Annotated in this window: 25 protein-coding genes and 2 pseudogenes; 25 read left to right on the plus strand and 2 right to left on the minus strand. The window is 34.9% G+C overall.

The genetic code is table 11. The annotated features are described in order from the left end of the window. Positions 1-3 precede the first annotated feature (3 nt). From E4O00_RS13405 to E4O00_RS13415, 3 genes are read left to right on the plus strand one after another with little or no spacing between them, the layout of a single operon-like run. Positions 4-594: a hypothetical protein gene (locus E4O00_RS13405; protein ID WP_253677847.1), complete on the plus strand. Its 591-nt coding sequence runs from the start codon at positions 4-6 to the stop codon at positions 592-594. Then, complete coding sequence (locus E4O00_RS13410) at positions 584-1099, plus strand: DUF192 domain-containing protein (protein ID WP_253677848.1); 516 nt, start codon at positions 584-586, stop codon at positions 1097-1099. The genes E4O00_RS13405 and E4O00_RS13410 overlap by 11 nt, the downstream gene beginning before the upstream one ends. Positions 1100-1112: 13 nt before the next feature. Continuing rightward, entirely contained in the window at positions 1113-2429 is a 1317-nt protein-coding gene (locus E4O00_RS13415) for an ATP-dependent 6-phosphofructokinase (RefSeq protein WP_253677849.1), read from the plus strand. A 35-nt stretch (positions 2430-2464) separates the two neighbouring features. Here E4O00_RS13415 and E4O00_RS13420 read toward each other — a convergent pair whose 3' ends face one another. After that, positions 2465-3952 (minus strand): DUF5312 family protein, encoded by a 1488-nt coding sequence (locus tag E4O00_RS13420; RefSeq protein ID WP_253677850.1) that lies wholly within the window; start codon positions 3950-3952, stop codon positions 2465-2467. A 179-nt stretch (positions 3953-4131) separates the two neighbouring features. Beyond that, positions 4132-4623, minus strand: a complete 492-nt coding sequence (locus E4O00_RS13425) for a PTS sugar transporter subunit IIA (RefSeq protein WP_253677851.1) — start codon at positions 4621-4623, stop codon at positions 4132-4134. Between the two features lie 178 nt (positions 4624-4801). Here E4O00_RS13425 and E4O00_RS13430 point away from each other — a divergent pair, with 178 nt between their 5' ends. The 22 genes and pseudogenes from E4O00_RS13430 to E4O00_RS13535 all read left to right on the plus strand — a co-directional run bounded on the left by E4O00_RS13430 (position 4802) and on the right by E4O00_RS13535 (position 20878). Then, positions 4802-5308, plus strand: a complete 507-nt coding sequence (locus E4O00_RS13430; RefSeq protein ID WP_253677852.1) for a YfbM family protein — start codon at positions 4802-4804, stop codon at positions 5306-5308. A gap of 69 nt (positions 5309-5377) precedes the next feature. Then, positions 5378-5842, plus strand: coding sequence for a hypothetical protein (locus E4O00_RS13435; protein WP_253677853.1), 465 nt, complete (start codon positions 5378-5380; stop codon positions 5840-5842). A gap of 134 nt (positions 5843-5976) precedes the next feature. Further along, entirely contained in the window at positions 5977-6315 is a 339-nt protein-coding gene (locus E4O00_RS13440) for a PadR family transcriptional regulator (RefSeq protein WP_253677854.1), read from the plus strand. Continuing rightward, positions 6299-6847 carry a DUF2812 domain-containing protein gene (locus tag E4O00_RS13445; protein WP_253677855.1) on the plus strand — a complete coding sequence of 183 codons (549 nt, stop codon included), beginning with the start codon at positions 6299-6301 and terminating at the stop codon, positions 6845-6847. The genes E4O00_RS13440 and E4O00_RS13445 overlap by 17 nt, the downstream gene beginning before the upstream one ends. A gap of 140 nt (positions 6848-6987) precedes the next feature. Beyond that, a pseudogene (locus E4O00_RS13450) lies at positions 6988-8166 on the plus strand (MobA/MobL family protein); the annotation flags it as partial. A gap of 83 nt (positions 8167-8249) precedes the next feature. Further along, positions 8250-8831: a hypothetical protein gene (locus tag E4O00_RS13455; RefSeq protein WP_253677857.1), complete on the plus strand. Its 582-nt coding sequence runs from the start codon at positions 8250-8252 to the stop codon at positions 8829-8831. A gap of 227 nt (positions 8832-9058) precedes the next feature. Continuing rightward, positions 9059-9682, plus strand: coding sequence for a hypothetical protein (locus E4O00_RS13460; RefSeq protein WP_253677858.1), 624 nt, complete (start codon positions 9059-9061; stop codon positions 9680-9682). A gap of 235 nt (positions 9683-9917) precedes the next feature. Beyond that, positions 9918-10103: a transposon-encoded TnpW family protein gene (locus tag E4O00_RS13465; protein WP_253677859.1), complete on the plus strand. Its 186-nt coding sequence runs from the start codon at positions 9918-9920 to the stop codon at positions 10101-10103. 11 nt (positions 10104-10114) lie between these two features. Next, positions 10115-10939: pseudogene (locus tag E4O00_RS13470) on the plus strand (VirD4-like conjugal transfer protein, CD1115 family); the annotation flags it as partial. Positions 10940-11060: 121 nt separating this feature from the next. Then, complete coding sequence (locus tag E4O00_RS13475) at positions 11061-12173, plus strand: tetratricopeptide repeat protein (protein WP_253677860.1); 1113 nt, start codon at positions 11061-11063, stop codon at positions 12171-12173. 540 nt (positions 12174-12713) lie between these two features. Continuing rightward, positions 12714-13358, plus strand: coding sequence for a DUF4304 domain-containing protein (locus E4O00_RS13480; protein WP_253677861.1), 645 nt, complete (start codon positions 12714-12716; stop codon positions 13356-13358). Between the two features lie 39 nt (positions 13359-13397). After that, complete coding sequence (locus E4O00_RS13485; RefSeq protein WP_253677862.1) at positions 13398-14288, plus strand: hypothetical protein; 891 nt, start codon at positions 13398-13400, stop codon at positions 14286-14288. Further along, a complete protein-coding gene (locus E4O00_RS13490) occupies positions 14285-14644 on the plus strand; it encodes a hypothetical protein (protein WP_253677863.1) in 360 nt (119 codons plus the stop codon). Before E4O00_RS13485 ends, E4O00_RS13490 begins: the two co-directional genes overlap by 4 nt. 4 nt (positions 14645-14648) lie before the next feature. Continuing rightward, positions 14649-15020 (plus strand): hypothetical protein, encoded by a 372-nt coding sequence (locus E4O00_RS13495; protein ID WP_253677864.1) that lies wholly within the window; start codon positions 14649-14651, stop codon positions 15018-15020. Then, positions 15005-16696: an SMI1/KNR4 family protein gene (locus E4O00_RS13500; RefSeq protein ID WP_253677865.1), complete on the plus strand. Its 1692-nt coding sequence runs from the start codon at positions 15005-15007 to the stop codon at positions 16694-16696. Before E4O00_RS13495 ends, E4O00_RS13500 begins: the two co-directional genes overlap by 16 nt. A 148-nt stretch (positions 16697-16844) precedes the next feature. After that, positions 16845-17123, plus strand: coding sequence for a transposase (locus E4O00_RS13505; RefSeq protein WP_210121237.1), 279 nt, complete (start codon positions 16845-16847; stop codon positions 17121-17123). 26 nt (positions 17124-17149) lie between these two features. After that, on the plus strand, positions 17150-17677 hold the full coding sequence (locus E4O00_RS13510) for a DDE-type integrase/transposase/recombinase (protein WP_253677866.1): 528 nt from the start codon (positions 17150-17152) through the stop codon (positions 17675-17677). 17 nt (positions 17678-17694) lie between these two features. Next, positions 17695-18024, plus strand: a complete 330-nt coding sequence (locus E4O00_RS13515; protein WP_253677867.1) for an integrase core domain-containing protein — start codon at positions 17695-17697, stop codon at positions 18022-18024. A gap of 92 nt (positions 18025-18116) precedes the next feature. Continuing rightward, a complete protein-coding gene (locus E4O00_RS13520; RefSeq protein ID WP_253677868.1) occupies positions 18117-19025 on the plus strand; it encodes a hypothetical protein in 909 nt (302 codons plus the stop codon). Between the two features lie 273 nt (positions 19026-19298). Continuing rightward, entirely contained in the window at positions 19299-20039 is a 741-nt protein-coding gene (locus E4O00_RS13525; RefSeq protein WP_253677869.1) for a hypothetical protein, read from the plus strand. After that, the gene (locus E4O00_RS13530; protein ID WP_253677870.1) at positions 20017-20451 is read left to right on the plus strand and encodes a DUF2004 domain-containing protein; all 435 of its coding nucleotides are present in this window, start codon (positions 20017-20019) and stop codon (positions 20449-20451) included. The genes E4O00_RS13525 and E4O00_RS13530 overlap by 23 nt, the downstream gene beginning before the upstream one ends. A gap of 178 nt (positions 20452-20629) precedes the next feature. Next, positions 20630-20878 (plus strand): immunity 17 family protein, encoded by a 249-nt coding sequence (locus tag E4O00_RS13535; protein WP_253677871.1) that lies wholly within the window; start codon positions 20630-20632, stop codon positions 20876-20878. Positions 20879-20914 lie beyond the last annotated feature (36 nt).

Raw genomic sequence — 20914 nt, forward strand, 5'->3', positions numbered from 1 at the left:
GTTATGAAAAAGTTTCTTTTGTGCATAGTTTTTAGCTTGATAAGTCTGGGGTTTTCCGAAGATGCTGCATCCGATAAAGAAATGCTTGACAAAAATCCTCCCGAAAAAACTGAAAATGTATCCCAATTTGCAGAGCTTCCTTCGGGATATAGAGGAATAATCCTCGGTATGAATGCGGACTCTGCTAAAGATGCCCTTTTAAAAGATTCCATATTCGGATATCGTGGAGAAAGGGATGTTTCGCTTTTACCTGGAAAAAACCGCAGCCTTATCGAAACAAAGGGCTCAAGCAATATTAAAAGGGCTTGGTTTCAATTTTACGAAGACAGTCTATACATTATTATTATTCAAATGGATACTGACAAGATAGACTATTATTCGATGTACGCCGCTTTGAGTGCCAAATACGGCGAGCCTTTAAGCATCGATCCAAAAAGAGCAATTTGGAAAAACGAAACAGTTTCAATGATTTTAGAGAGGCCTCTTGCAATAAAATACATAGATTTAAAGGTCTTTGATGCTCTTTTGGAAAAAAGTCAAACAGATAAGGCCTACAGCGATATTTTACGAGAGGAATTTATAAATGATTTTTAAAAAAGCCGTAATAACAGTTATAATGATTTGTTTTTTTGCCTCATGCGAAGGACAGGATAAAATGAAAACTGAAGATATTTTTATAGAAAAAATTTCAAATGAGGAAACAAACCAAGAAACAAAAAGCGAAAATTCCGTTAAAAAAAATATCGAAAAAATAAATGCAGAGCTTGCAATTACTCCTGCCGAGCAGCAGAGGGGCTTTATGGAACGAAAGGTTATACCTGAAGGTACAGGAATGATTTTTTTGTACAAGGAAGATTCCAGGCTGAGGTTTTGGATGAAAAACACTCCTCATCCTCTTTCCATTGCTTTTATCGATAGTTCAGGTCTGATCAAAGAAATATATGATATGGTTCCATACAGCTTGGAAACCATTGAAAGTACTTATTCCGTACGCTATGCACTTGAGGTGCCTCAAGGTATGTTTAAAAGAATGCACATAAAAGAAGGCGATAAATTAACACAAGAAACAATTTATCTTTTAAAAAGAAAGATTCAATAAAAAGGAGTTTATAATGAAAAAAACGGATTTTTCCATTACTTCGTTGGGAGAGTGTAAAATACAGTCCCCAATTATGCTTTCGGAAACACATGGGGATCTGATTGCAAATTATGTTACCGATAAAGAATTTATAAGGTATAGTTTGGAAGCCTCGATGGGCGAGGTAGGGGAGGCTCTTACTCACGCTGACCTTATTGAAAAAGCCGGCCCGCGCCAAAAAATATATTTTAGCCCCAACTATGTACACGCAGCTATTGCCACCTGCGGAGGCTTATGCCCCGGTATCAATGATGTTATAAGGGCTGTTGTCAGATGTCTTTGGACAAGATACGGAGTGCGCCGAATCAGCGGAATCAAATTCGGCTACAAAGGATTTATTTCGGAATACGGTTATTCCCCTGTTCCATTAACCCCTGAGGTTGTAAACGGAATACATAAGACCGGAGGATCTTTCTTGGGAACCTCCAGAGGCGGCGGTACCAGAGTAACCGAAATAGTAGACGGCATTGAGCAGATGAATGTCAATATGGTATTTTTTATCGGCGGTGACGGAACACAAAAAGGAGCTCTTGAAGTTTCAAAAGAAATTGAAAGAAGGCAGTTAAAAATTTCTGTAATAGGTATTCCGAAAACGATAGATAACGATCTTTCTTTTATCCAAAAATCTTTCGGCTTTGATACGGCTATTGCAAAGGCGACCGAGTCTGTTTCTGCAGCAAATATGGAGGCCAGTTCCCAGATTAACGGTATAGGCTTGGTAAAACTAATGGGAAGGGAATCGGGATTTATAGCAACCCATACCGCAATCGCCTGCCATGAGGCTCACTTTGTTCTTATCCCTGAAGTACGCTTTGAATTGCAGGGCGAAAACGGCTTTTTAAAGCTTTTGGAAAAAAAGCTTGTCGAAAACGGTTATGCCCTCATTGTTGCTGCCGAAGGAGCCGGTCAGCATTTAATGAATATGGAAGAAGGAACAGATGCTTCCGGCAATAAAAAACTTGCAGATATAGGCTTATTCTTAAAGAAAGAAATAACCGACTATTTTGAAAAAATAGGTATGCATATAAACCTAAAATACATCGATCCCAGCTATCAGATTCGATCTTCAATTGCCGCCCCTATCGATTCGGTTTATTGCGAACGCTTAGGAAATAATGCCGTTCATGCCGCCATGGCAGGAAGAACCCGTACCCTCATCGGGCTTGTAAACAATAAATTTGTGCACCTGCCTATTGAACAAGTCGTCTCTGAAAGAAAGCATGTAAACCCGGAAGGATCTTTGTGGCGTGATGCCCTTGATGCTACGGGTCAGCCCACAACAATGCTGTAATCTAAATACAAAGGTAAGATTTTTTAAGCAGCTTTTTACTCTTTTTTGATAAAAAGCTGCATAAGCATGATAAAATCGTAGATTTTTTTGTAAGCCTCAACAAGCCATTCCCTGACAGGTTTTTCTGAATGCTGCTCAATCTCTTTCCAGTTTTGGATTAGCTCGCGGCGGGGCTTGTCATAATCGGCTATTATAGTCTTAAAGTTATTTCCTATAACTATTATGTGCTTGAGCGAAAGATTTATAAGCTTAAGAGCTGTTTCGTTTACATCATTTAAAAGTTTTGCGGCCTGCCTGCCGGCTTCCTTTTCTCTTTCCATTCTTGAAAGAAGTGTGCGGAATTTTACGCCTATATCAGAAACTTCAGAAAGCTTCTCGTCGAATTCTATAGTTTTGGAGGCAACCTGAATGATTGCATGGAAGCTGTTGGAAAAATCTGCCGTGGTACCTGCAAAGCTGCCCCAATTACCCCGTACCAAAAATAAGTCGCAAAGAGTACGGACATCCGCTTTTACATATTCTATCAAAAAAGATTTTAGATAACTCATTTCTTCGGCATAAACATAACCGGATAATCCTCTTTTTGTAAAAGCCGTATTTGCATCTACGGTGTAGTTTTTCATTCCTGAAACTACCTGATTTCCGAATATCTTAGTTATTAAAACTGCAACTTTTGAAGATCTTTGCTCTTCTATCAGTTTATTGATAACATTCTGGGTATTTGTTTTAATGTTTGAAACATAGGTATCCGTTACTTTTTCGGTAAATGGAGTTGTTTCGACGGTGTAAATAATATCTTCTGTAATATGCTGGATAATGTATTCCAAAGCTCGTGAACGCCTAAGGTCGTGTAGGGCTCCTAAAAGCTTTTTCCATTGACCGGCATGAACAGGCTGAATGTTTTTATAGGTTTTTATTATATCAAAGATAAGATTCCAATCGGTATCGACACTTAGTTGATAAAAAACCGATGCAAAATCTTTTAAGTCTTCGGTAATGTATTCTCCCCTTATGGCTTGAAAGTTAGGCGTATAGTTGAAGTTATTTTCCACAAAGTTAGAATCGAATTTGCGCAGCAGAAAATAGTAGTCAAAGAGTACAAAATGGATAAAGGCATCCAAATGTTGGTAGGCCAGGTCGATTTTTTGCGTTTGGTTTGAATCGAATTCTCCCACGAAGGTTTTTAATTCTTTTTTTACTTTTTCGGCGAGGGCTTCTGCATTTGCGTTTTTTGACTGTTCGAGAATTGACTCTTCAGACAGTTTTTCGAGTAATTTTTTTTGCTTATCTGAAAGGGAATTTTCTACTGTAACATTTTTTAGTACTTTTGAAGATGCAGCACCGGCTAATAGGGGGCGTGCAGGGCCTACTACCTTGTATATACTGTAAAAAAATTGTGCTGCTTGAGGCAATACTTCCTGCGAACCGGCTTTATACCACTTGCTGTATCTGGTTTTTCCTATAGTTTTTGCAATTTCCTTCAATTTACGCCTTTTTAAGGCCTCGGGACTGTCTGAGGACATAAACAAACCTAATAATTTTTGGAAAAAACTTTCTTTATTGTCAGCCATGTTAATAATATGTGCTAAATTTACAAATTTGTCAACCGGTTCAGATTTTCATGGAGTAAAAATAAGTTGAGCAAAAAATAACGGCCTTTGCAAATCTTTGCAGAGGCCATTACTTACAGCTTTTTAACCAGTTACTCTTCATCGCTTTCCATTAAAAGCTTGATTACGGCTTGCTCGCTTGCAGCTCTTAAAAGTTCTTCTCTTTTTTCTGCACTTTTGAATAATAAACTTATCTGTGCAAGGAACTGCAAGTGAGGGCCTGTCTTATCCAGAGGAGACAAAGTCATAATAAATATTCTTGCCGGTTCTTGATCAAGAGAATCAAAGTCTACCGGATTATCTGCAATTCCGATACATGCAACGAGATCGCTTACTGAGTCGGTTTTTCCGTGAGGTATAGCAATACCATGCTTCATACCTGTGGACATCTTGCGTTCCCTGTCCATAACACAAGCCTTGGTAGCAACCTTGTCCTTTACTTTTCCGGCTTTTACAAGCGTATCAAGTAACTCATCAATAATAGCTTCTTTTGTAGTCCCTTTTAAGTGCAGATTAATGGTTTCAGGAGTAATGACATCCTTTAAATCTACAGAATCGGGTTTTAATGCATCTTTAAATTCCATGCATACATTCTAAGCCTCTTTTGACTAAAAGTCAAGTTTTTTTTAGTTTTTTTTCAAATTTCTTTTATTATTGCAAAATAAAAGCCTTTTTTGTTCAATTACTGACAAAATACGGGAAAAAATGATAGAATGGACTAAATGAAAAATTGAAAAATTAGAAGTTTAGGAGGAAATAAAAATGGGAATAAGAGCAAATTATCAATTTTTAAGTGACGAAAACTTAAAAGAACTCAAATCTTTTAATGCAGAAGAAGATGAAATCTTTGAGACTGCAGAAGATTGGAATGAAAATGCAGAGATATTACTCGATATAGATAAGATGTGGGATGCACTTCATTTTCTGCTTACCGGAGTGGATAGCGGCAAGCCGATAGAAAATGACCCTCTTAGTGAAGCGGTCGTTGGTGTATCTTCTCTTGATGATGTAGAAGAGTTTATAGCTTATACAGAAAAAACCAGAATTGCTGATATTGTTTCAGCTCTCGATAATTTTGATATAGAAAAAGCTTTAGAAAAATTCAGTATGAAAGAATGCAAAAAAGCGGATTTATATCCGAACATCTGGGGCTATGAAGAAGAGGCTGATGAAATAAAAGAGGAATTAATCGACTGCTTTCAAAATATGAAAAAGTTTTATAAGCAAGTGCTCGAAGTTAACGGCAATGTATTAGTTACTATTTATTAACCGGATTTGAAATTTTAGAGAATATTGGAAAAGATATTAACCAAATTATAATTTGCGGAGGCTAAAGAGGTGCAGAAAAATAATAGAAAAATAGCGTTGATTGCTATCTTGTTATTTACTATCATTCCTGTTTTTATTGTCGGAATCGCTTTTACAGTGTTGGCAGTAAAAACAAATAGAATCCAAGATGACTATGCTGTTGCTATAAATAATGAAAAGTATCGGATACCGGTTTTTGTTGAGGGCCTAGAGGTTATAAATCAGGATGTTTCTTGCGGATATGCTGTAATTGAAATGTTTTCTGCATGGAACGGCGGAAAAGTTACGGAAGAAGCTCTTTATAAAAAATATGGAAAAGTCGTGACTTCCACAGGGAAAGCTTTTTGTGATGAGTTTAACCGGCAGTTCCCCGAATTTCAGACAACAATGTACAAATATCTTACTAATAGCGAGTTGATTGACAAAGTATATGACTGTTTAGCAGATAGTGTTCCTGTCCCATTTGAATGGGCTGCAAAACATGATGACGAATGAACATTGCATTATTCGCTGGTAGTTGGAATGGACATAAGATATAAATATTTTCTGCTTTGCCATTGACATATATTACGAATTATGTTATATTACATATAGCGATATATCATAATTCGTAATAGAAAGGAGAAGCCATGGGTAGAACAGCAAACAGCGGAGCTCTTACCGAATCAGTCTTTTACATTCTGCTACTACTTCATAAACCGGTTCACGGTTATGCCCTGATGAAAGACATTGCAGAAATGACAGGAGGGCGAGTAAATCTCGGTGCCGGTTCTCTCTACGGAGCATTCGACACTTTGCAAAAAAAAGGCTGGATTAAGGCACTGGACGAGCATCCGCAGGATAGAAGGATTGAATATGCCATCACAAGCACAGGAAAACAGTTCTTTGAAAAAGAGCTTATCCGTTTGGAAGAAATGTTACAAAATGCAAAAAAAGTGAAGGAGGATACCAATGAAAACAAATGTTAAAAAAACTTTTTTGGACATCAGCAAGGAAGAACAATGGCTGAATGAGCAAGGTGAGAAAGGACTAATGCTTATAGGCTATCATGGCGGAGAATATGAGTTTGAAGATGTTTCTCCGGTGAAGTATCAGTATAAGATTGATATTCCCGATTATACAGGCAGAAAGAAAAAAGAATATCTTGATTTCTTGGAACAAACTGGTATTTCTGTAGCGGCGGAGTATGGCGGAAGGGTGTATCTCAGGAAGAATGCAGCCGATGGTCCGCTGGATTTGTACACCGAAAAGAAGGAGATCAAAAAGCAAATGAACAAAAGATGTTCTCATTTCTTTATCACCGGCATAGGGCAGTTCATGTTGGGTATCATTATGTTGATTCAAACACTGTACTATGTGAAGTCGAAAGGTGTTCCGTTTTGGATCGCCGTTGTTATTGATATCGGCTTAATTATTTCCGGGATCATCTTCTTCATCTTGGGTGTTCGAAAGCATAGGAAATATTCTCTGCCAAAAGAAGAAAAAGATATTTGGGAATAGATTGATATTTGCGTAAGTTTGCAAAGAGAATACATCTCTCTTATAGGAACTGAATAAACTTCGCCCATTATCGTGGTAAAACGCAGTTGGTCTGAAAAGATTTGCTGCTTTTTTGTTGTCCTGAAGGGGCAGATACTTTAGAATTAGGCCGAGAAAAACAGATAGAACTTGTTAGGGAATATGTAAAAGAAAATTTTGTAAATGCCGGTATGTGTGCCGATATTGCCTTACACGATAAAAATGACGGAAACCCACACGCTCATATTTTACTTACTATGCGACCGTTCAACGAAGATACAACATGGGGAGCGAAATCAAAAAAAGGATATATCCTTGATGAAAACGGAGAAAAAGTAAAACTCAAAAACGGTAATTACAAAACCAAAAAAATTAATACAGTTGATTGGAACGAGCAAGAAAAAGCGGAAGAGTGGCGAAAAGCATGGGCAGATATTACAAACAAATATCTTGAAGAAAACAACATACAGTACAAGGTAGACCATCGTTCTTATCAAAGACAGGGCATAGAGCAAATACCGACGATTCATTTAGGAGTATCAGTCACCCAAATGGAAAAGAAAGGCATAGCCACCGATAGAGGAAACATCAACCGAGAAATCAAACATCAAAACAAGATATTAAAAGAAATCTCAAGAAGAATAAAAGCCTTACTAAATTGGATAAGAGGAATAGGGAAAGAGGAAAATACAGAAACCGAAAATAACCAATCTACACTACCACATAAAGACAATTTATTAGCCCTTTTTGAAAACCTTATCCGTAAAAATGCAGAAAATCATAATGTAAACTTAGAAAAGTATATTGAAAGCTATCAGTATCTAAAAGAAAAAAGCATTACTTTCTTATCGGAACTGAAAAAAAGTATATCGGCATTACGAGATAAGAACTATAAGACTACAAGAATCATCAAAGACACCGAAAAGAGCATTGATGATAAAACCAAACTTATTGACCAAGCAGAAAAGTATTTGAAACATAAAGATACCTACAAAGTCTATACCAAGTTAAAGAAAAGTAAACAGGAAGATTTTTATAATGAGCATACAGCAGAGATTGTTTTATTTGAAAGTGCGAAGAAATATTTGAAAGAACATTTAGGAGAAAGCAAGTCCTTAACTATATCTAAATGGAAATCGGAAGTAACCGCCTTGAAGAAAGAGAAAGATAGTATGTATTCTCAAATCATAGACCTACGGAAAGAAGTGGAACAAGCTGAAAGTGTAAGAAGCTGTATAGAGAAGTTACAACAAGAAAACAGAGAACTATCACAGGTAAAACGGAATGAGTTAGACCTATAAAACTTGACTTAAATATGGTATAATATCATAAATATAGAGTGAAATAAGATGAAATTGAAAAATGTGAACAGAGGTTTATAAGTATGAACGATTTAAAAATACTATTAGAAAATTATAATGATTTGGATTATGAATCAAAATTTGCAAGTATTTCTGATGATATTTGGCAACTGGGTTCACTTGAAGAAATCAAAAAAGAAGTTAGTTATGAAACTTTCACATTTCATATAATTGTAAATATGATAGGCAACTGGAAATGTGACGGGTGGGGTTATATTTTTGCGGAAGGGCATTTAATATTGCCATACATATCAGGAGCATTGAATGAATTAGGATTGATAGAATTAAAAAATCAATTCGACAATACTGTTTTCTGGTTAAAGGAATATTTTGGAAATGCAGGAGTTGAATTTCTTAATTTTGAAAAGGAATTGGATGAAAAAGCTCACTATGATGTAATAAACTTTTTGAGTAATCATAGATTCGAAGTTAAAGACGAAAAACTAAATTATATTAGTATGGATGATAGAAAAATAGTAAGTAAAAAATATAAGGCTGAAATAGGAAAGTTGGAAGATATTTCAGAAAAACTTTGGGGCTATGGGACAGAAGACGATGGTTGGAAAAGTGTTTTGGATTATATTAGGAAAATTTTTGAAAATTAAATACATTCAAAGTATCAATAGCAAATCAAATCTCATATTGTCGAGATTAGCAAAATTTAAGTTATAGGAGAAAATAAAAAATGAAAGCTGAACTATATGTAAATAAAGCATCTATGCAAATGAAAAAAGGCGATATAGAGGGTGCTGTTTGTAGTATGAAAAAAGTGATATAATGAGATGGATGAGAAATTGACAAATTAGAATTTGTAGTGGAAGGAGAACAAGTTATGAAAAAAGACATTTTAGATAGAATACAAGCATTAGGTGGTGATATATCATCTGTTAAGGGAGAGTCTATGGCAGAGGATTTATGTAGTATTACATTTAAAACAGTTTTATATCGAAAGCCGATTGATACACCCTGGGCTGATGCAGATAATCAAGAACCGATTGAGAGCTTAGGAAATTTTGTTGACGAGAACATAAAATTATTTCAGGAAGATAAAGAAGAGTTCTTTCAAAAATTATATGAGAAATATTTCACTTTAACAGAAGAACCTTATGGACAGTATTTTTGGCATGGTAAAATGTTTACTCCTTTTAAAGATGGAAGCCCAGATTTTAATGAATGGAATGATATGTTCAAAGGAGATTTGTATTCTTTTAAGGAAATATATTCTGTTACCAATAATAAGACTACAGATTTTATCCATTTATTTTATGGGTATGGCTATCCAGATTGCGTTTATGTTGCAAGTCAAGATATAAATTCTGAGAATCCAACTGTTTTTGCTACTGACCATGAAGAGTGGTTTATTGAAATAGATAATGAAGGTGATTTGGAAAGTTATTTGAATACTTTTTGGACAAAGGAAGAATTGAGAATAGCCATAGAATCTGTATTGAAATAATATTAAATAGTATTTTTGTATAGGTTCGTCATGGATTGCTATTGGTGGATCATTAGATAGTAAGGACAAAAAGAGGAAATTGGATAATTCTTTATATGATAAAGAGAATTAAATCATCAAATCCCAGTTTGTCAAAGTAAAACAATTAAATAAAATTATAGAGAGGAAGTAAAAGCAAATTGCCGATACTTCCTTTTTTTGTTGTCAAAAATTCAAAAAACAAAAAGGAGAATTTATGGAAGAACTGAAAAACACAGATAAAAAAGGCATTAGCACAAAGAGAAAGATTGGAAAGACCACCTATGAGGTTGTTGTCCATTTCAATGAAAATGCAAGGGAAACAATGCAAGATAAGCTGACAAGAATAATGCTGAGGGAGTTTCGGAGAAAATCGGACGAAAAAAAAGATGATTTTGATTAAAAAGTCCTTGACAAGTAGCAACAGGCAAAACTGCGAAGTCGATTCTTATTTCTTGTGGTGCAAGGCTTGCTCCCTTTGACATTGGCGAACTTAGAGAGTTGATGAGTGAAGATGAACTGGAGCTTGATACCCTTGGTGAAAAGAAAACTGCTCTATTCGTCATTATTTCGGATACTGATGATACCTTTAACTTTGTTGTTTCGATTATGTACTCGCAACTCTTTAACCTATTATGTGATAAGGCAGATGACGAGTATGGCGGTAGGCTTCCAATTCATGTGAGGTTTCTACTTGACGAGTTTGCAAATATCGGTTTGATTCCAAAGTTTGAGAAGCTGATTGCCTCAATCCGAAGCCGAGAGATTTCGGCGAGCATTATCTTGCAAGCACAATCTCAGCTAAAGGCAATTTACAAGGATAACGCCGATACGATTGTCGGCAACTGTGATAGTACCCTATTCTTAGGAGGGAAAGAGAAAACAACATTAAAAGAGCTTTCTGAAACACTTGGAAAAGAAACCATCGACCTTTATAACACCTCGGAAACAAGGAGCAATCAAAAGAGTTTTGGATTAAATTACCAAAAGACCGGGAAAGAGCTGATGAGTCAAGATGAGATTACAGTTATGGACGGCGGTAAATGTATCTTTCAGCTTCGTGGTGTTCGCCCTTTCCTATCGGATAAATTCGACATCACAAAGCATAAAAATTATAAACTCTTAGAAGACTACGACAAGAGGAATTTCTTTGATATTCAGAAGTATCTTGCCACAAGAGAAAAAGCAAAATTAAGAAAAAATACAGTGGTTACAAGAATGAATATTCAACTTGATTAAATGACAAAATATGGGAAAAGTGATATAATGAGGTGGATGAGAAATTGACAAATTAGAATTTTCAAGGATTTCGGTAGGAAAATGATTTTTTGATAATAGAAAAGGGAATCGGACAAATAAGATGGAAAGAGCGATAAAAGATTATTGGAATACTCTGAAAAATAAATATGAAAATGAATATCAAGAGCCATTTATGAAAGACTATGACCGCACAAAGCCATTTTTTATGGAGTTCAAAGCATTTTTAGAGGAACGTTTACGGAAGAATCCACGAAATGTAGATGTTGTTTGTACCCTTGCATCGGTTGAAATGGAATTAAGGGAAGAAGGGCGTGCCATAGAGTTGCTGGAGAATTTTGTTTCAAATAATCAAGAGGATTTAAGGGCTGTAGATAGAGCAAGAATTGATACCAACCTTGCTTTTTACCATGATGGGGATGAGAAAGAAACCTACTATTTATTAAATGCGGAAAAAAATGCTTCTCCTTTTGTGTGGACCTATAAAGGGTTGGCGTTATGCTATTTTTCTAAGTATCAACAGGAAAAAGAGGTTTTAGACTTGAAAAAAAGCATACGTGCGTTTGAAAAAGGACTTGTGTTAGACAATCGCTATGAAATGCGATTTGGGTACGGGGTATGTTTGTTTGAGTTGAAACAATATGAAAAGGCGAAAGAACTATTTGAAAAACTACTTATCGAATATCCGAATAGAATGCGGTTGATACTGAGTATTGCTTATTGCGAGGTTTATTTAGGAAATAAGGAAAAAGCACTTGAATATTTAAAACTAGTAAAAGAAGGACAAGATGAAAACTATCATTTAAGTACAGATGATATTGGTGATTATCAAATCTATGATGCTTATTATGTTTTAGAAGAGTATGAATTGTTTTTAAAAGAATATGAAAATGTTGTGTATACTCAATTTTTTAATGAATTTTCTTATTATTACTACTACGCTCTTTTTATTAGAAAGAGATATCAAAAACTTGATGAAGTATTAGAAAAAGATAAGAAGCAAATTATCTCTAGTATAGAAGAAACAAAAATAGATGAAGATTTTGAAGATGAAGAAGAAAGAACCGGATATATTAAAAGTTATCAAGAAGATTTAGATATGCTTATTAAAATAGAACATAAAATAAAAAATGAAAATTATAAGCCAATTGCAAAACTGGAACTTTATCCGCAATATGGCTGTTATTTAGTGGATTGTATCAGGCATCGTTTTTGAATGGAAGAAATTGATAAGTTTGGGATATTATTATAAAGTGTAAACTTTAATTTTTAAGGAGAAACAGAAATGTATTTCAATTTTCAATATTTAAATTCATTGATTGATGAAGTAAAGGAAGTTAGAGAGAATTTTGAAATTCATAAATTAAATACAAATCTATATTCTGTTACATATTTGCCTACGAAAAGGCAAGCATTTATCGGAATAAAATCAGGATATGCAGAAAAAATCTTATTTTATTCCTTTTTTTAAAGGTGGAAATGCTTATCCGACCTATACTTATGTGAGCAAAATACAAGAAGGAAGTGTGTTATGCGAATATATGGTAAATGGCAATTAAATTGTTTATGAGTGTTATTCAAACGAAACGGAAAATACAATAGAGTATTATTCTATTAACTATGTGAAAAATGGTAAGAATCCTGTTTTGGAAGAGAAAAAAGCAATCATTTATAAGGATTTATCTTGTATTAAAATAGGGGAGTATAACAATTGGATGGAGCCGGACGGCAAACAATGATTGTCAAAGGAGGGTTTATGAAACCGAAAGAAATATGTCAACAGGCTTGGCTTGAAATAGGAAGTAAATTTCCTGATTTTAAGATAGCAAAAAATGGTCAAACTTTGAAAAAAGTTTCAAAAAACAAAGATTTAACTTTTTTAATTTCTTTTCAGGCAAATCGAAGAAACTATGCGTGTAGTGTAGAGTTCAGTGTGCATTTTTTGATTGAATCGAAAGCAATGAAAAAAGATAATATTAACAACGGATTCGTCTATGGTGGAGAGCTGGAAACGCTTATTAACAGAGGAAGAGGTTTTCGCTGGTTTGAACTGGCAGGAGCAAGTTATTCGTATTCCGTAGATGAGGTGATTAAACTATTGAAACAGTATATGATTCCATTGTGTGATGATTTTGAAGATATAGAACAGAGTATTGATAAAATACTTGAAAAGAATAATATGGGTTTAGATTTATTTTATTATGTCCATTACTTTGGAGGCAAAGAGAAAGCGGAAAGATATTTACAAGATTTTATCCGTGAAAGTAAATTAAAAAATAAGTATATCGGGTTTTATAAATCATTAGAAAAGGTACCAAGAGAGCATATAGACATTTATTTCAGTGAATTTACCGGTGCAAATACACTGAAATTTGCTTATTTACAAGGGATAGAAATATAGGGTAAAAAATAGCCATACTATAAAGTTGGAGGATAAAAAATGAGAGATTTGCTTCAAATAATAGAGTTGAAAAAAGGAACTTTACCAAAATCAAGCTTAAAACTTGTGAATAAATTTTACAACAAGATAAAAATTGATGGCTATTTTGTTGATGATAAGAACATTGTAAAATTACAGGAGTTTGCAAACCCTGAAGTATGCACTTTTTTACTGGAGTGTATACAAAAATATGACGAAACGGAACGGTTTTATCACGGAAATCATGATGTCATCAGTCTTCGTTCCGTATGGGCGGTACTGGCTTTTTCAAGAGAGAAGAATGTTCTTGACTATTTTCATAGGCTGATTTTAGGAGAAAGTTTGAATAAGAGATTTTATTTACATTATTTACTTTCCTACTTCCGTCATGAGCTTGTCAAACATCCATATACGGATATGCTAATCAGCTTCTATGAGAATTTGTCAAAGAAATTGGCTTCTTATAAGCTAATAGGATTGTTAGGGATTACTCCTCCCGATAAATTTGGCTGGTTTGTAATGATAAAACTTATCAACTTTGGCGAATGGTACACAACAAACGGATTGACGAAGGAGGAAATGGAAAAACAATATACCATGAGTATTCTCATTGGAAGTCCGGGAGGACTCAACAGCACATTTCAAATTGAAATTCAAAACAGCCTGTCTGAAAGGCGAAAGAAAATAAGATTTGAAGAGTGTTCCGACGACGGTGTATTTACCATCGATGTGAATGAAAAATCCTTTCAAACACCCAATCTATGCAGACTGGATTTATTTTTGAAAGAGGCGGAAACCTATTTCGATACAACCTTTCAAACGGATGAACCGGCATATGTATCGGTTTCAAAAGGAATCAATAAAAAAATAATCAAGGAATGGGTTAAGAATCGATTTGTATCTTGTGAATGATGAATACAAATTTTAATGAAAGGAGCGGAGGGATGTACAGTTTCAGCTTGGAAAATGAATTTCATAAAGAGTTTGCGGTGATTGAATATTCAGAAGAAAAAGCCTTAAATGCTCTATATGAAAAAGAGATTTCCTTTATTAAAAAGCTATGGGAGAGATACTACGAGGATTATACTTTTTCTATAGAAGAATTAAAAATAGCAAGGAATAATTTGATGAAGTATATGGATTTGGAACTGTGGGAGAACTTGTCGAATAAAGAGAGGAAAGAACAAATAAATCTGATATATAAGCTGATGGCAATCGTTTCTTATGCCTTGGAAAAAGATTGTGCCTTGTATGGCAGTGGAGATTAAGAATATGCAGAAATTATATATGTCAATGATATTTCAAATCGATGCAAAATCGGAAAAAGCAAAAGAAAGTTTGAGAAATAGAATCAAAGAAAAACTGGAAACCATTTTAGAAAAATCGAACCTATTTCTTGAATTTGATGAGAATACAAATACTTTTGCTTATATGGAAGAAGATGTGAAAGAAAGCTTTGATGAAAAGGCTATCTTTCTATTAAAAACACTACAAAACTTCGGATACTCTTATGTGGTTACGGGGAATTTAGAGGAGAAGGAGTTTGATATCTGTACTTCTAAGGCAAAGATGAGTGGTGTGATTTTTATACAGGGGCAATTATTTTATGAAAATAAGAAGGAGGATGTATGCGATACACATTAAAATTAAACGGAACATTTAATCTCGAGGATACAAGAAATTTTGAGGCTTATTTACAAGGCTTTTTATCTCGGAATTATTTGGGATTTGTAGATAGGGATATGACGAAAGTATGTTATGTAGATGAGGAAACCGGCAGTAAAAATATAACAGATAAAATTCCTACACATTCCCTTATCTATATTGATGTACCCGATAGAGAGAATGCATTTAATGAATTATTAGAAATAATAGATGAAATAGGAGTTCCTCTCGGATCGGTATTACAGAATGAAGAAGTTACGATTCCGGTAGGTACTTTAAGTCAAATTGAAGTAAATTATACCTTTGATACGGCTAAAAATATTAAGAAAAAAGTAGACAAACTGGAAGATAAGCTGGAGTGTGATTATTTGGATGAACTCTGTGTCGTAAGTCATTCTTATATTTTTGGAAAGGAAGTCAGGTATTTTCTTTATGTTGTCGATGTGGATATATCCTTGCCGATCATCGAGGCTTTCCTTGAAAATCAAAAAGAGATAACTAACATGGACATAAAGACTTCTCGTAGTGGATATGGTATTGCACACAGATATTTTTCAGTGCTTAGAAGACGCTATAAAGTAGAAAACATAAAACTTTGGGAGAGTGTAAAAGACATTTATCAGGGGGCAAGTGAGGAAGATATTGATGCACTTTTAAAAGAATATCCGAATATACCTGGATCTTTAATTGATTTACTTAAAATTATTGATGGAACTTGGGATACCAACCACGAAAAAGGATTGGTCAATCTGCCGGTTTTTACTACGGTAGAAGCGGAAATCCCTCTTAATTTGTTATCCGCAAAACAAATGATTATAAATAAAGAACTGGCTAAAAAACCGATAATAAACAGAATTGCAAATATGGGTGTAGAATTCGATAAATTTATCAGTAATGATTTAGAGAATATCCATGTATTACCGCTTGCGTATTCGGAACCGGAGTATGACTCTTGTGAGCTATATATTGATTTTCATCCAAGTAATGAGGGAGATTATGGACAGATTATCGTTTATTCACAGGACGATAACTCATACTGCACTGCCTCAAAATCTTTGGATGAATTTTTACTGGATATGCTGAATAATGATTTTTATGATATGTTTCAAAAAATTACTAAGAACGAAAAATTCGATGTCGATGACTCTGAGGAAGAATATGATGATTTAGAAGAAGCCGCAGAAAGTATATTTTGGGAATTTGCGAAAACAACTTATAAAGATATTAAAGAATTTAACAAAGACCTGAAAAAATATATGAAATCTATGGAAGAAGCTATTACCATAGCAGAATTAAAAGAAATTGTACTCGAAGAAAGGGAAATAATCATCGCTTATGAGGCGTGGATAGAGGAAGTATCGCAGTTAAAGGAAAACGAAGTGTTGGAACTGGAAGATGGGGAAACGCTTTTAGAAGAAGAGAAAGAAGATGGCTTGTGGCAGGTAACTATTCTTGCTCGTTTGAAGTCGGAAGCTAAAAAAGGCTTTGCACTTGGCGAACTGATGATGAAGGCTCACAATCAGATGGCGAATAAGGAGCTTTTTGATTATGTTCATTTTGAGGGCTTTGACTATCTGGGGCAGGAAACCGAGGTAAAAGGTTTAGTAGAAAGGGCAGAGGGACTTCCTGTATTTGAGGTGAACTTAGGGAGTTAAGAGAGGAGTGATTTAGAGAAAATATATTATAAAAGAAGATAATAACAAGTGGTCGGAGGGGTAAGGTATGAGTAAAGTAAGGGTAAAGGTTGAACCGTTATCATAAAAGTGCAGACCTAAAAACCCGAAAAATAAAGGAAGGGAAGATATGGTCAAGTACAATAAAGAATTTAAGGAACAGGCACTGCTATTGTCAGATGAGATAGGAGTGAAAAAGGCAGCCGAACAGCTGGGACTCAGTTATTACACGATTGCAGAGTGGAGGAAGGTGAGAAGCCGAAAGGCGAAGGAAGAGAGAATCGCATCGGACAAAACACCGTTAAACGAGAGAGAGCTTGCCATGCAGCGAGAAATACAGGAGCTGAAAAAAGCAAACGAAATACTCAAGGACGCTCTCGGTTTTTTCGTCGTAGACCGGAAGAAGTAAGTACGCAAGGGTTATTCAGCTATATTTTGGAAAATGCAAAAGAGAAAATGTGGTCAATTGTAAAGCTGTGTAGAACCCTAAAGGTGAGCGAAACGGGTTTTTACAAGTGGAAACGGAACCGTACAAAGATGAAACGCTGGCAACTTCTTCTGGTCGAAATACACAAGATTCTTTCACAAGATCCTGAAAACGATAATTATGGAATACAGAGAATGCGATTAGCACTTGAGCAGCGAGGCATAAAAGTTTCTCGCTCGACTATAATCAGAGCGATGAGGAAGGGGAATCTGCTTCATAAGAGCAGAAGAAGCCCTGATGGACTTACCAAAGCCGACAGAAAGGCGCAAAGGCCTGAAAATCTTCTTAAAGGGGACTTTAGCGCAGACGCTCCTAACAAGAAATGGCTGACCGATATAACGCAGGTTCCGTGCAAAGATGGAAAGCTGTATATTGCACCGATGATGGACTGCTTTGCAGGAGAGATAATCGCAGTAGCGATGGACGACAACATGAAAAAAAGAGCTTTGTATAAAAGCTCTAAAGGAGGCATATGAATTAAGAAAGCTTACTGATGGGCTCATACATCACAGTGATGCTTACTCAATACACGAGTGAGGCGTACAAACTTGAGTTGGCTCGCCGTCATGCAATTCAAAGCATGAGCGGTGTGGGAAAATGTTATGATAATGCGAGAATGGAATCCTTTTTTGCGACACTCAAGAAGGAGAAGCTATACCGCATAGATACAACAAAATTGAAAAGGGAAGAAGTAAAGAAAATCGTCTGGAGGTTTATTGTCTACTACAACCGACGAAGGATTACCACAATGAATCCGAAAGGTTATCCTCCTGCGATTTATCGGGAACTGTTTGAAACCGGTTTATCAAAACCGGCAGCTTAAACTATATTTTAGGGAATTTAGGGTATGCACTATTATTGACTTTTTCAGGTAACTTTGAAGAAATGGATAACAAGTGCTTGGAGGGAGAGAATATGAGTAAACTAAGGGTAAAGACCATTGTCAATGAGGAGCATAATATTGCGGCATATCATATTACAAATGAAAAGGCAGAAACCGTCGACTTATTTGTATATGACCATAACATAAATCAAAAATATCATTTTTTTAATGAGAATCCGGAGTTTGAAATTTTTGATATTTCTCCTTGCGGACAGAAAATTATTACGATTACAGATAGCTATGTAAAAAAAGAGAGAAAAACGAAAATCTTTGACATAAAAAGTGGAGAGGTCTTATTTGAAACAAGAGATTTCTTCGGTTATGAGGCTCTTTTTACACCAAAGCCGAATTTGATTCTTGTTAGAGGTGCTATTCAGAAAAAATCAAACAAAGTCTTTGTCTATGATACCGAGAAAAAAGAAGTCCTTCATATCATGAAAGGAGAGTTTTGCCTGGAATATGGAGGGATTGACGAAAAGAATCAGACTTTTGTTTATCCGAACTCAAAAAAGAAGGATGAAATCCTTGTGTTCGACTTCCATACTCTTACAGAAAGAAGTATCGCCTTAAAAGAAAAATGCAAGGTGCAGACGGTTTTGCCATTGAAACAAGGAGAATATTTTGTTATCAATGAGAAAATGGATGCTATGAAAATAGATAAAGTAGGCAATATTTCTTGGAAAACAAACTTAGATTTTGATGAACTTTATTTTGCTCCGAGGGGCATTCTATTCGAGGATGAAATTATTTTCGATATGTATGAGCATATTAGGCTGAATCTTGAAGCCGGAGAAATAACCGAAAAAGAGAAAAAAGTAAAAGGCAGACTTTCAAAATATTTTGGAGCTTTGGCAGTACCTTTCGGAGAAGGCTTTAAGGCGATTGACTTAAAAACGAGGGAGGTAAGAGATATAGAGGTGGAGGGATTGAAGGTGGAGTGAAATAAAGTGGGAAGTGTGTAAGAATTTCAGTATATTTCAATATACTGAAAATAATAGTGGAAAAGTGAAGTTATTTTCAGTATACTGAAAGTAAAGGAGGAGAAAATATGAGAATGAGGGGGACTTTAAGCATTATCGAGCTTTCTTTGACAAATCAGAAACCATTATTTTTTATCTTGAAAAGTATATGAATGATGAAGAGATTGATGTAGAAAAGTGGATTGAGGTAACAGAGAATTTTGAAGAATAAAATAATTTTAAAAGGAGGAAATTATGGAAAATATCATTCAATATAGCAAAGAAAATGAGGAATACTTTTTCAAAAGAATAGAAGAATTAACGGATAAAAATCAATTTCTTGCGTGTATTGAGACATTGGAGAGCATACCGAAAGAGAAGCGAGATTATAGAATTTGCTATGAGCTGGCTCGTGCTTATCAAAATTTTGCAATCATAGGAGAGAATGAAAAAGGAACAGAAATTGAACTAGGAAGAGAACTGCTATTAACATCTATTTCTATTTTAGAATCAGTAAGAGAAGAAGGAGAAAATAAGGCGAAATGGAATATGCGTATGGCTTATGGATATCAATATTTAGAGGACAAAGAAGAATTTGCAATTCCCTATGCACTTCATTGGGCAGAACTTGATCCTAGTGATAAAGATGCAATGGCGGTAGTAGAGGAATGTAAGCAAGCACTAAAAAATAGAGTGAAAAAGGCAGTATTATCCAAGGTCTATGAAATAGTAGTGGAGATTTTAAAAAGTCATAAAATTACAGATTCCCTTGATTATAGTAATCGAGAGAATGAAGAATTAGAGGAAATTGACGAAGAAATTTACTTAGCGATAAAAGACTATGCAGTAGAGGAAGAAGATATTTTAGATGTTATTGAAAATGTACTGGAAGATTTAGAGAGTGTAAACAAATATAAAAACGGAGGAAAAATTATGGAAAAAATAACACACGATTTTTTTTGGAGAATTAGACTTGGTAAAGGGACTGGAAGATGAGATTGATTTTAGTAATGATGTGATTGTGCTTTGGGAAGAAGAAATCAATGAAATCAATACAACTCTTTGGTATGGGAAAGGGAGTCCGATTACAACCGAACTTTTAGATGCTTTCGCTAAGTTTGTAACGGATTTTAAGGATAATGATAAAAAAGCCAGATTGGCGTTAGAAGAATACTTATCCGAAGACGATGAATATATAGTTTTTCATAGGGAAGAGATAGAACTTGATGTACCGGAAGATGTAAAAGAATTTACCAAGGAGATGAAGGTTACGAATATCGGTCTTTGGATAGATGGAGAAAATTCAATTATTGTAGACTATATGATAGATCCGGAAGAAAGCGATGAGATACTGGCAGTAAAATTTGACAGCAATTTGGAATTTGTAGATATTGCGTGGGAGAGCTGATTTTGAGAAACTATCTGCCCTACCTATATAGAAACTAAGATTTCTTATAGGAAAACTAGGCTAATTTTTAAGAAGGTGTAAAGCCCTCCTTTATTATAGAAATCAAGGTTTCTTATAGGAAAACAGGGCAGATTAGTTGATGATTACCATGTATATCAGATGGAAGGAAGGGGAAAATATGGAAAATATATTTGAATTTTTAAAAGCACATTATCAGTGGGTAGTAATCGGCTTTGGTTTGCTTGAAATCATAGGCTCTCTTTTAGATTGGGATTGGGTGCTTGAGCCATCAGGGAAGATGAAAAATTCTTTTATTTTCTCTGCTATCATGGATAAATGGGGGAGAAAAGGCTTAAAGGGAATCAGTATATTCTTTGGAGTGATGTTAATTATTTGTGGTGTGGTGCTACTAATATTTGGTAAATAAAGAGCCTGAGGAAATAAGAAGATATAAGTTGTTACA

This window comes from Treponema sp. OMZ 788, assembly GCF_024181245.1.
In the GTDB taxonomy this organism is placed as follows: Bacteria; Spirochaetota; Spirochaetia; order Treponematales; family Treponemataceae; genus Treponema_B.

What these genes read in the sequence shown, in the direction of transcription:
- E4O00_RS13405 (WP_253677847.1), top strand. Translation starts at nt 4, where the DNA reads ATGAAAAAGTTTCTTTTGTGCATAGTTTTTAGCTTGATAAGTCTGGGG.
- E4O00_RS13410 (WP_253677848.1), top strand. Translation starts at nt 584, where the DNA reads ATGATTTTTAAAAAAGCCGTAATAACAGTTATAATGATTTGTTTTTTT.
- E4O00_RS13415 (WP_253677849.1), top strand. Translation starts at nt 1,113, where the DNA reads ATGAAAAAAACGGATTTTTCCATTACTTCGTTGGGAGAGTGTAAAATA.
- E4O00_RS13420 (WP_253677850.1), bottom strand. Translation starts at nt 3,952, where the DNA reads ATGTCCTCAGACAGTCCCGAGGCCTTAAAAAGGCGTAAATTGAAGGAA.
- E4O00_RS13425 (WP_253677851.1), bottom strand. Translation starts at nt 4,623, where the DNA reads ATGGAATTTAAAGATGCATTAAAACCCGATTCTGTAGATTTAAAGGAT.
- E4O00_RS13430 (WP_253677852.1), top strand. Translation starts at nt 4,802, where the DNA reads ATGGGAATAAGAGCAAATTATCAATTTTTAAGTGACGAAAACTTAAAA.
- E4O00_RS13440 (WP_253677854.1), top strand. Translation starts at nt 5,977, where the DNA reads ATGGGTAGAACAGCAAACAGCGGAGCTCTTACCGAATCAGTCTTTTAC.
- E4O00_RS13445 (WP_253677855.1), top strand. Translation starts at nt 6,299, where the DNA reads ATGAAAACAAATGTTAAAAAAACTTTTTTGGACATCAGCAAGGAAGAA.
- E4O00_RS13455 (WP_253677857.1), top strand. Translation starts at nt 8,250, where the DNA reads ATGAACGATTTAAAAATACTATTAGAAAATTATAATGATTTGGATTAT.
- E4O00_RS13460 (WP_253677858.1), top strand. Translation starts at nt 9,059, where the DNA reads ATGAAAAAAGACATTTTAGATAGAATACAAGCATTAGGTGGTGATATA.
- E4O00_RS13465 (WP_253677859.1), top strand. Translation starts at nt 9,918, where the DNA reads ATGGAAGAACTGAAAAACACAGATAAAAAAGGCATTAGCACAAAGAGA.
- E4O00_RS13475 (WP_253677860.1), top strand. Translation starts at nt 11,061, where the DNA reads ATGGAAAGAGCGATAAAAGATTATTGGAATACTCTGAAAAATAAATAT.
- E4O00_RS13480 (WP_253677861.1), top strand. Translation starts at nt 12,714, where the DNA reads ATGAAACCGAAAGAAATATGTCAACAGGCTTGGCTTGAAATAGGAAGT.
- E4O00_RS13485 (WP_253677862.1), top strand. Translation starts at nt 13,398, where the DNA reads ATGAGAGATTTGCTTCAAATAATAGAGTTGAAAAAAGGAACTTTACCA.
- E4O00_RS13490 (WP_253677863.1), top strand. Translation starts at nt 14,285, where the DNA reads ATGATGAATACAAATTTTAATGAAAGGAGCGGAGGGATGTACAGTTTC.
- E4O00_RS13495 (WP_253677864.1), top strand. Translation starts at nt 14,649, where the DNA reads ATGCAGAAATTATATATGTCAATGATATTTCAAATCGATGCAAAATCG.
- E4O00_RS13500 (WP_253677865.1), top strand. Translation starts at nt 15,005, where the DNA reads ATGCGATACACATTAAAATTAAACGGAACATTTAATCTCGAGGATACA.
- E4O00_RS13505 (WP_210121237.1), top strand. Translation starts at nt 16,845, where the DNA reads ATGGTCAAGTACAATAAAGAATTTAAGGAACAGGCACTGCTATTGTCA.
- E4O00_RS13515 (WP_253677867.1), top strand. Translation starts at nt 17,695, where the DNA reads ATGGGCTCATACATCACAGTGATGCTTACTCAATACACGAGTGAGGCG.
- E4O00_RS13520 (WP_253677868.1), top strand. Translation starts at nt 18,117, where the DNA reads ATGAGTAAACTAAGGGTAAAGACCATTGTCAATGAGGAGCATAATATT.
- E4O00_RS13525 (WP_253677869.1), top strand. Translation starts at nt 19,299, where the DNA reads ATGGAAAATATCATTCAATATAGCAAAGAAAATGAGGAATACTTTTTC.
- E4O00_RS13535 (WP_253677871.1), top strand. Translation starts at nt 20,630, where the DNA reads ATGGAAAATATATTTGAATTTTTAAAAGCACATTATCAGTGGGTAGTA.